The following is a 10317-nucleotide window of genomic DNA, read 5'->3' on the forward strand; positions in this document are numbered from 1 at the left end:
CCCTAATAAACTTGCGTTTTCTTCACCTATAACCAATAAGTTCAAAGGTTTGGTGAGGAAGAGACTTAAAACAATTCCAAGTAATGCAACCAAGATAAACCACCACAACTGTTCGAAAGCCACATTGTTTAAAGAACCAAAACTCCAAAGGGTAAATGCTTTTAAAGCGTCTGGGTTAGAGTAAGATTGTACCACATTAATCAAAGCTCCAGAAAAGCTCCCTAACATGATACCTATAAGCAGCAATGATATTTTAGAGCGCACATAAATGGAGCTGATTAATATTAATAATCCAAAGGCAAATGCTCCGAGTAGTGCACTTGAGATAATTCCAAAATCAGAGGCGAAAATACCAATCCCCGTCATGGTACTTAGGGCCACAAACAAACTAGAACCTGAGTTGATACCGAGAACATATGGTCCCGCCAATGGGTTTTGAAATAGGGTTTGCATGAGTAATCCGGAAATGGCTAAAGCCGCTCCCGCTAATACGCCTGTAATTGCTTTGGGTATACGAAACACATGGGCCAACAATTGTTCGGTTTGATTGGCGTCGTAATTAAAAATACTATTCCATAAATCGGCCCAAGAGAGCTGTGTACTTCCTACAAAAATATCGATAAAGAAAAGTACAATTCCGAAAAGGAAGAGACCGATACTGAGGGTTATATGTGCTTTTCTTGATTTGATTATTGTATGTTTTTGTAAAAGTTTAAGCTATCTCTGCTCATTATTTCTGGGTGAAAAATAGCAATGTAATCCGCCAATAACAAATGGGGTTGATGCGCTGCATTCTCCCAAAAGCAATTGTTGTTCGCCGTGTAGTTATACAAACCATCGCCTTGAAAGGCTTCGAACAAACTGTATTTTTCAAAGGCTTTTTCAATTTCAGCTTTTGTGTTACCTGAAACATTGAGTAAGTAATCTACATCTCTAAATTGAGTAACTACTTCTTCCATACTTAAGTCTAAACTACCTGTTCCAGGTTGTTGGGCAAAAACATATGCTGCCCCAGCATCTTTGTACAATTGGGCTTGGTAACTCTCTCCAGCAGGAGCGTTAAAAACACCGCCATAATAATAACCCGATAACACACTTGGGTGAAAAAAAACCATAGTTGCAGCCTCCTTCAGAGCAGTGTAGCTGTTTACTTCTTGTTCAAAAAAGTTATTTGCTCTGGTGTATTCATTAAAGAAAATACCCAGAACTTTTATCCATTCTGCTCTGCCAAGTGGAGTGGTTTCTCGCCAGTCGTAATTGTTGAAAACAGGAATGTTGGCTTGTTTGAGTTTTTCTAAAATGGGCGCGTCTTTGGTAAACGAACTTGAAAAAATTACATCGGGATGAAGGCCTAAATATTCTTCAAAATTAGCCTGGGCAATGTCTTGTACACTTTTTAATTCACCTTGTTCTAAACGTGCTTTTAAGTTTTCATCACAAAGGTAAGGTCCGCCAGAAACACCAACAATGGTCTGACTTTTTCCCAGGGCATTTATCATCCCTATATGCGTGCTCGAAAGGGCTATGTTTTTTTGAATGGGAATTTGAATATTGATGGCATCTTTTTTTGATTGGATGCTTGCGTTTTTTGTATATAAATAGAATTCTTGTTCTATTTCTGAGCGGTTATCAGGATTTAAAATTTGAACGATATAGGCATCCTTCGCTTGCAATAGATAAAAACCTTTAGAATAAGAGGTTTCTAGTGTATCTACTTTTAATTCAGTGTTTTTAGTGTTTTTTTGACGTTCGGATGAACAAGCAAAAATACATGCTAAAAGAAATAAAGGAAGAAGGAAAATGAACCTTTTCATCGTCGAATAGTTTATGCAAATATGGAAAAATATTGTGTTAGACTTCCGTAAAGCGAATCAAAACTTTTAAGAGCATAGGCATTCTCCATACTTCTCAGTCGTGCGCAACACTGTTTTCTGTTAGCGGTTGAAGTGGCAGCCCGGAGCACTTTTGGGGTGTGCAAAACAGAAAGGGGAAAGCGACCCTGGAGAAGCTTTTACCGCTCTGCTTTTAAACCGCCAAAAGGGGGAGGACTATAATGGAAAACGCGCCCCCGATTTTAAAAGGGGAAACAGCCCAGTGAAAGACGAACGTTGAAATTTATACACTTATCCTATGCACTCTTTAAATTTTAAACTACATTTGCCACGCATTTTGGTAACTGAAACTCTTCGGAGTGAAGGTTTTAAATTGGAATCCTGTGAAAATCAGGAACTGTATCTGCAGCTGTAAGCTTTAGTAGATGTTTCCATAAACCACTGTTGGGCAAACTCAACGCCAATGGGAAGGGGAAACATTAGGAAGTAAGTCAGAATACTCGCCCAAATGTTTAGTAATGAAGACTTCAGATTAAAGTTGGATTTAATTTCTAGGCGCTATTTCGGTGCTTCGATTTTATCTTCTATGGGCGTGCACACCCTTTAATCCAGAGTCATTTTAGTAATTTATAATTTTTCAAGAATGAAAAAATTCTACTTAATGGCTGCTCTTGTGCTTGGAGCAGGATTTACACAAGCACAAAATCAAGTAACTGTAGACTTTGAAAGTTTAACACTTCCTACAGCAGACACCTTTTATGTTTTTACAGATAGCTATGCTCCGTTTACAGAAAATGGGGTGACTTTTGGTGCTAACCTTGGAAATTGGGGGACAGCACATGGTTTTGTATACTCAAACATGACGGATGTAACAACTCCTGGCTATACAAATCCATATTCTGCTTTTGCAGGTGAAGGAGCAAATGGTTCTGAGCAATACGCTGTTTTTAACAATACCGATACACTTTGGTTCGAGGAAGAGCGCGTTTTGGTAGGTGCTGATTTTGTAAACAACACGTACGCTGGAATTTCTATGCGTGATGGTGATCAGTTTGCTAAGCAATTTGGATCTACCACAAATGCAGATGGAATAGATGATGGTACAAATGGAGAAGACTTTTTCTTTGTGCGTATTTACGGATGGGACGCGAATTTTGATATCGTGGATTCTGTAGATGTTTACTTGGCAGATTTTAGAGGTCCGGATGCACAAGATTACATTTTGGATACATGGACAAACTTTGACTTAAGCGCTTTGTCAGGTTCTATGGCTTTAACCTTCGGTTTCCATTCTTCTGATGTAGGAGCATGGGGAATGAATACACCGGCCTACTTTGCGATTGATAACTTGGAGTACATTGAGTCAAACTTAGGATTCGATGAAGCAGCCACAATTGAATTTAATATGTACCCGAATCCAGCATCAACGGAATTGAAAATAAATGCAGAAGCTGGTGATGTTACCCTTTACAATACGCAAGGAGCTTTGGTTAAAACTGGAATGGTGAACACTACCATTAACCTTGCGGATTTAGAGGCTGGAGTTTACTTCGTGAAAGTTAGTCATGAAGGGGCTGTAGCAACACAACGATTAGTGATTCAATAATATTATGGAATTTCCTTTAGGAATTCATCACAATTTAGGATGAAATTAATTTCAACCATACTGTTAATTTTTTGTTCCTCGGTACTTTTGTCGCAAGGTGATAGTACCGAGGTCAAAACCTTTAATGAGGTTCAAATTATTCGTCCGGTTATACCTGAGCAACCCCAGAGATTTACCACCGAAGATATAGAACGTTTACAACCTTTGGATTTGGGAACGATGTTGCAAAGTATCCCGAGTGTTTCCATTAAAAATTATGGAGATGTGGGTGGATTAAAAACCCTTTCCTATCGTGGAATGGGAGCACAGCACAATGTTTTGATGGTTAATGGTTTTTCGGTTTCGAATGCACAAACTGGAATGGCTGATTATAGTCAAGTACCCGTAGAAAATGTTAGTTATATAGAGCACGACGTTTTTGGAAGGTCCAACATATTACCAACGGTTGGTGCTTCGATGCAGGGTAACGTGGTTTCTATATTAACCAAAGGAAGGCAGCTGAATTATAGTAAACAAAGTGTATTGGCATCTTATGGAATTTCCTCTTTTGGTCAGCACGACATCTTTGCCTTATACAAACGAAAATTAAAAAAAGGAGCTTTTGGAATAGACTTCAATCAACGTTTTTACCAAGGTGATTACACGTACAATTTTAAAACTTTTGGAGGTGATGTAAAAGGGGTGAGAGAGAACAATGCCTACCAATCTTCATTTTTAAATTTCAATTATATCCGTACTTGGGAAAAGAATTACGTCTACAAAGTTTTTGAAGTGTTGGGAGGTTATGCCCATATTGCTAATGAATTACCCGGAGCTGTATTGTTGTATGCGATGTCTAATGACGAAGAGCTCAATTCAGAAAAGGGATATGTAAATCTTTCCTTGCAATCTTATAACAAAAAGGTAAAAGGTTGGAGTATTAGAAGTAGAAGTTATGCCTCATTTCAAACAGATAATAATCAATATTTAGATCCTACATACTTTAATAGCGCAGGTTTTATCGATCATCGTTACCAAAATTTCACACATTACTACGGGCACTATGCAAAAGCCGAAAAAGGTCCGCGTTACACGTTAAATTGGGGAGGTGAGTTTGAAAATAACCTGTTGAATTCTAACCGAGCAGACTTTGCTGCGCCCAACCGTTTGATAGGGAAAGCTTTGACTGCGGGTGAGGTGAAATTTTCAAAGTACATTGTAAAAGGTAGCTTAGGAGCCCGTTTTGTACTCGAACACAATAGAGGGAACAACACTTGGAGAGATCCAATTTTAGCCTTAACACCAGAGCTTTTAGTAGATCGTCCTTTCTTATTTAGAAATGTTGGGGCGTTTGTATGGTTTCAACGCTCTTTCCGTTTGCCTAATTTCAATGAGTTGTATTATTCTCAAATAGGGAACATTGCTTTGGATCCTGAAAAAGTGAATCAATTGAATTTAGGGGTCAAATGGCACAGTAAGTATACGGTTAAAAATGCCTATGCTCAAGAGTTTAATGCCAACGTTTTTGGAAACTTAATAGAGGATAAAATTTTAGCTATCCCCACTAAAAATTTATTTATCTGGTCGATGCAAAATATTGGTCAGGTAGGAAGCTTAGGAGGAGATGTAAGTTATGTTTACCGCAAGAAGTTTAGGAATAACAAATACATGCAATTAAATGTAAATTATACCTACCAACGCGTGGTTGATTTAAGTGAAAGAGGAAGTGCTACTTTCGGACATCAAATTGCTTACATTCCAGAACACAGTGCTAACTTTTCTGGGACCTTTGAATATAGAAATGTAGGAATGACCCACAGTTTAAATTATATAGGAGCCCGATATGCACTCAATCAAAATATTCCGCAAAATAGGGTAGATGGGTTTTTAACTTATGATATTAACTTGAGTTTAGACCTAAGATGGAATACCAAATTACCTGTTCGCTTGAACGCCGGAGTGAAGAACGTAGGTGGAAAAAACTATCAATACGTGAAATCTTTTGTACTACAAGGGAGGTCATACTATATAAAACTGATTTATGAAATTTAGCATCTACGCAATATTGTTTGGTCTATTATTAGGGGCGTGTAAAGAAGATCCTTTACCCGATTCGGATAATACTGAGGGGAAGGATGGTTTACTTCTTTTGAATGAAGGCTTGTTTCAACAAAACAATGCTTCCTTGAGTTTTATCGCAGAAGATGGGAGTGTAAGCAATGATTATTTTTTACAACAGAACGGCAGGTTATTGGGAGATACTGGAAATGATATGATTGTATATGGAGCTAAGGTATATATAGTTGTACATGCAAGTTCTACGATAGAGGTTTTGGATAAGAGTACCTTGAAATCAGAAGCACAAATTAATTTACAATTCCAAGGTGTGAATCAATTGCCTCGTTTTGTTACGGGGTATGGTCCGAATATATACGTCAGTACTTATGATGGATATGTAAACGTGATCGATACAAGTTCTTATATGGTTACAAACCGCGTTGAAGTAGGGAATAACCCAGAAGGCTTGGTTGTTAGCAATGATAAAATATTTGTAGCAAATTCGGGAGGATTGAACAGTCCGAATTACGATTCAACGGTAAGTGTAATAGACTTAGCTACCCTACAAATTAGTGATGAAATTTTTATAGGTGCGAATCCTGGAGAGTTAGCGGTAGACAGTGAAGGAGATGTTTATGTAGTGAAGCGTGGTAATTATGGAACGGATCTTAGTGAATTATTCGTGTTAGATGCTCAAAATAATTATCAGAAATCAAATCTAGGAGTTGCAGCCACCTCCTTGTTTATGGATAAGGAGGATAAACTATGGATTACTCATCTTAATTATGGGAATAATACAAATAATGTAGCCCTGGTGGATGCCCAACAAGAAACTATACTCTCTTCTGCGTACATAGACGCAAGTGATATACAGAGTTTATATGGTGTTTTTGTAGATGAAGATTATCTGTATTGCCTAGACGCTAGAGGTTTTACACTCTCAGGTAAATTGAAAAAATATTTAAAAAGTACAGGTGAATTTTTGGAGGAATTGGATACAGGTTTGAATCCGAATACACTGGTGAAAATTAAAAATTGATGAAAAAAATATTGAGCTTGTTATGCTGCCTTCCATGGTTTGTTTTCGGACAATATGCTCCAGTTGCAGAGGAGGCAGGGACCACAGCTATTCATAAAGATAGTAGTGCTATTATTGCCTGGGCCAACGCAGTTGAAGTACAAAGGGGGTACTTGGATATAGAGGATACTTTATTTACAGTAAATGGTACCAACAAAGTAAGTTTTGGAACGGCTCAAAACGCGGTTGGACCGGCAAGCGGAAACGCTATGGACGTAGTTTCTTTGGGAGACGGAGGAGTAGCTGTTTTGTACTTTAACGGACCCATTTTGAATGGTCCAGGAGCAGATTTTGCAGTATTTGAAAACTCTTTTGCTTCTGATTATTTGGAGCTTGCTTATGTTGAAGTAAGTTCAGACGGGCAAAACTTTGTTCGTTTTCCATCTCATTCCTTAACACAAACTCAACTACAGATAAGTGGTTTTGGTAGTTTAGACGCAACAAAATTGAATAATCTCGCGGGGAAATATAAGGGAGGTTACGGTACGCCATTTGACTTGGAGGAACTTGTAGATAGTGCAGCTTTAGATTTGGATAACATTCAATGGGTGAAAATTATTGATGTTGTTGGTACAGTGGGGGATAGTGCTAGAATGGATACTCACGGGAATATTATTAATGATCCTTATCCAACACCCTACGAAAGTGGTGGTTTTGATTTAGACGGTGTAGCCCAAATGCACGGTTTTGTTAGTATAGAGGATGTGGCAGATATCAATTTTGCAGTTTACCCGAATCCCTCAAAAGGAAATTTTAAAATTAGAGCAGAACAAAAAATCGAAGAATTAAATATCTATAATTTACAGGGACAAAAGGTGTATACACAAAATGTGAACGACAATTATCTCAATGTGAATGTAGATCTAGGTCAAGGAATTTACCTTTTAGAAGTACACATAGATGGTCGTTACGTGAAGAAACGAATACTTATTTCATAATAATTTTAACAACCAACCACTTCATCAAAAAGCGAGGGAAATTTATCCTCGCTTTTTTGTTACGTATTCACTTTTATCCTTGCATATAAAAAGCGGGAAAAGTGTTGTTATAAAATCAAATTAAGATGTAACAAATTTGCTGTGTTTCCGTTATGAATAATCTAAAACGGCGAAGACAACATGAGAATACTTTACCCTTCATTAGTAAAAATATCAGCGCTTATTTTTCCACTAATAATCAGCTCTTTTTCCATAGGGCAAGAGGAAGAAATTAGTGAGGAATGTGGAGCTCCTTCCAAGAAAATTCAGAAATTATTAGATAAAGCCAATGCAGCGAGCGATTTAAGATCGGCATCTGAGTATTTTATAGAGGCTTTAACTTTGTCGGAGGACGAAAATGCCACGGCTTATTTTGATTATGCCATGTTTGCTTACGAAGAAGGGTTAAAAGCCTATCGTGAAAATCCAAACCCCATGGTGGGAGATAGAAACTTCGAGAAAGCTGAACAAATGTTTATGCATACCCTTGAGATTTGTGAGGATTTTCATGCAGATTGTTTCTATTACTTAGGGGTGATTAATTTTCAGCAAGAGGAATTAGATTTTGCCATTGATTATTTCAAGAAATTCAGGGATTTTAAGCACTCAAGTAGAGACAAGTATCCGAAGGATTACTCGAGTAAATTGCAAACTGTAAACGGAGCTTTGGGTAAATTAGAGAAGGAGCAGGAGTTGTTAACAAGTCAAGTTCCTTTTGATCCCGTAATCGTGAAAAATGTTTCTTCGTCTAAAGATGAGTACTTTCCTATGATATCACCCGACAACGAGTTGATTTTTTATACACGTAGGTTGGACAGAAGAAACTTGGGAGATATGAAGTCGAACATGGTTGAAGAGTTTACCTGGTCGTACAGAGAAAATCCAAAATTGGAGTTTAGTGATGGTACTCCAGTAAATGAGCCTTTTAACGATGGAACTTTTGTGAGTTATGGTGCAGCTACGGTATCTGTAGATAACAAAGAGATGATCATTTGTGCTTGTAAGTATGAAAAAGTTCAAGGCATGGATTATAAGAACTGTGATTTGTACTCTACGAGATTTAAAGAAGCACCGCAGAAAGGGAAGCCTTTTATTTGTGACTCACTTACCAATTTAGGGGAAGGAATAAATACCAAAGATGGGTGGGAGGCACAACCTTCTTTATCTTCTGACGGAAACACTTTGTTTTACACCGCACTGAGGCCTTCTACGCAGATGGACGACATTTTTATCAGTGAACGTCAAGCGGATGGTACGTGGGGACCTTCGCGTCCATTTATTGAAATTAATACATCTGGAAAAGATAAGAGTCCATTTTTGCACCAAGATTCAGAGACGCTATATTTTGTCTCCTCTGTATCTGGAGAAAGACAAGGTGTAGGAGGAACAGATATTTTTTATGTTCGAATGAATGATGACGGTTCATGGGGAGAACCTGAGAACATAGGGTATCCAATTAATACAAAGGATGATGAAATTGGAATTTTTGTTTCAACGGATGGTAAATTGGCTTATTTCTCTTCTCGAAAGGGAGGGAGATGGAATATTTATTCTTTCGAATTGTATGAGAAGGCTAGACCTCAAAAAGTGATTATTGCTAAAGGGAATTTAACCAATGAAAAAGGAGAGCCTGTAAAGGATGCCAAAATTCAAGTAAGTTATGCCAATAGTGATAAAATTCAAGAAGTAGACGTAAAAGGGGAGGATGGTTCTTATGCAGTAGTGATTAAAAATGAAGAACCTTCTGATGTTATGATTACGGTTAAAAAAGATAATCACGCTTTCGATTCTCAATTAATTACTGAAGAAGTTATTGAAGAGGGAGAAACAGTGAAGTCGAAAGATTTACAAGTACGTAAAATAGAGGTAGGAAAACCGTATACGATAAATGACATTTTATACAACACCGCTTCTGCAGAATTGTCTGAAAGTAGTAAGTTTATTTTACGCCAATTTGCTCAGTTTTTAAAAGAGAACCCAACCGCTAAAATTACCATTCAAGGTCATACCGATAACGAAGGTGACGCCCAAGAAAATTTGGAATTGTCTGAACGCAGGGCTGAAGGTGTAAAAGCATATTTAGTATCCCTAGGTATTAAAGGAAGTAGGCTGGATGCTGTAGGTTTTGGAGAAACACAACCAAAAGTGGCCAATGATAGCGAGGCCAACAAAGCGAAAAACAGAAGAACTGATTTTGTAATCAATAGTATTTAAAAGGGTTAGAAATAAAAAAAGCCCGTACATATTTGTGCGGGCTTTTTTATTGAATGTGAAATTATTGAAGGATGAGTTTACTTTGTTGAATTTGATGATTACTACTGACCTCTACAGTGTACATCCCAGCACTTAAAGCTGCAAAATCTAACTGAGTTGAACCTTTAGAAATAGCTTTTTGGAAAACAATGTTTCCGGCTAAATCATACACCCTAAGGTCCGCTTTTTCTACATTGTTTAATGTCAATTCTGTAGTGTTTACGCTTGGGTTGGGATAGATTTCAAATAAATTATTTACGTAATTAAAATCGAAGTTATCTGTAGTTAATACGTATCCGTTGTCAATGGCTTCAGACAGACTTGCTTTTCCAGCGTTATTTACATCACCACTAGGGTCTATCAATATACCGATGAGGTTCATTTTTGTTTCGTCCCATTCTTGATCGAGAATTATGGAAGCATTGATCGTGTGTGTTTCACCGACCGCAACGGTAGCAGGTAATGAATTTACCATTCCTCCGAAACTTGGGTAGATACCTCTTCCAACATGGTTGTAAATCATTTGTGAAGCGG

General features: G+C 37.6%; 8 protein-coding genes and 1 riboswitch. Of the genes, 5 read left to right on the forward strand and 3 right to left on the reverse strand.

Features of this window, described 5'->3' with window-relative positions; translation table 11 throughout:
• Together R3333_RS08870 and R3333_RS08875 are read right to left on the reverse strand one after the other, a co-directional pair.
• Positions 1-693 (reverse strand): iron ABC transporter permease (locus tag R3333_RS08870; RefSeq protein ID WP_318958440.1); only part of this gene is annotated, 693 nt, incomplete at its 3' end.
• Positions 690-1814, reverse strand: a complete 1125-nt coding sequence (locus R3333_RS08875) for an ABC transporter substrate-binding protein (RefSeq protein ID WP_318958433.1) — start codon at positions 1812-1814, stop codon at positions 690-692. The genes R3333_RS08870 and R3333_RS08875, both read right to left, overlap by 4 nt.
• Before the next feature lie 339 nt (positions 1815-2153).
• Positions 2154-2355, forward strand: a riboswitch (cobalamin riboswitch).
• Positions 2356-2475: 120 nt separating this feature from the next.
• On the opposite strand from R3333_RS08875, the gene R3333_RS08880 reads away from it, so the two are divergent.
• The 5 genes from R3333_RS08880 (at position 2476) to R3333_RS08900 (ending at position 9744) form a co-directional block, all read left to right on the forward strand.
• Positions 2476-3438: a DUF4465 domain-containing protein gene (locus tag R3333_RS08880; protein WP_318958434.1), complete on the forward strand. Its 963-nt coding sequence runs from the start codon at positions 2476-2478 to the stop codon at positions 3436-3438.
• Between the two features lie 39 nt (positions 3439-3477).
• On the forward strand, positions 3478-5469 hold the full coding sequence (locus R3333_RS08885; RefSeq protein ID WP_318958435.1) for a TonB-dependent receptor plug domain-containing protein: 1992 nt from the start codon (positions 3478-3480) through the stop codon (positions 5467-5469).
• Positions 5459-6514 carry a YncE family protein gene (locus tag R3333_RS08890; RefSeq protein WP_318958436.1) on the forward strand — a complete coding sequence of 352 codons (1056 nt, stop codon included), beginning with the start codon at positions 5459-5461 and terminating at the stop codon, positions 6512-6514. The genes R3333_RS08885 and R3333_RS08890 overlap by 11 nt, the downstream gene beginning before the upstream one ends.
• Positions 6514-7491, forward strand: a complete 978-nt coding sequence (locus tag R3333_RS08895) for a T9SS type A sorting domain-containing protein (protein ID WP_318958437.1) — start codon at positions 6514-6516, stop codon at positions 7489-7491. Before R3333_RS08890 ends, R3333_RS08895 begins: the two co-directional genes overlap by 1 nt.
• Before the next feature lie 180 nt (positions 7492-7671).
• Complete coding sequence (locus R3333_RS08900; RefSeq protein ID WP_318958438.1) at positions 7672-9744, forward strand: OmpA family protein; 2073 nt, start codon at positions 7672-7674, stop codon at positions 9742-9744.
• Between the two features lie 61 nt (positions 9745-9805).
• Here R3333_RS08900 and R3333_RS08905 read toward each other — a convergent pair.
• On the reverse strand, positions 9806-10317 hold a 512-nt coding region (locus R3333_RS08905; protein ID WP_318958439.1), incomplete at its 5' end, for a T9SS type A sorting domain-containing protein.

The organism is Lishizhenia sp. (genome assembly GCF_033720595.1).
GTDB lineage: Bacteria > Bacteroidota > Bacteroidia > Flavobacteriales_D > Crocinitomicaceae > Lishizhenia.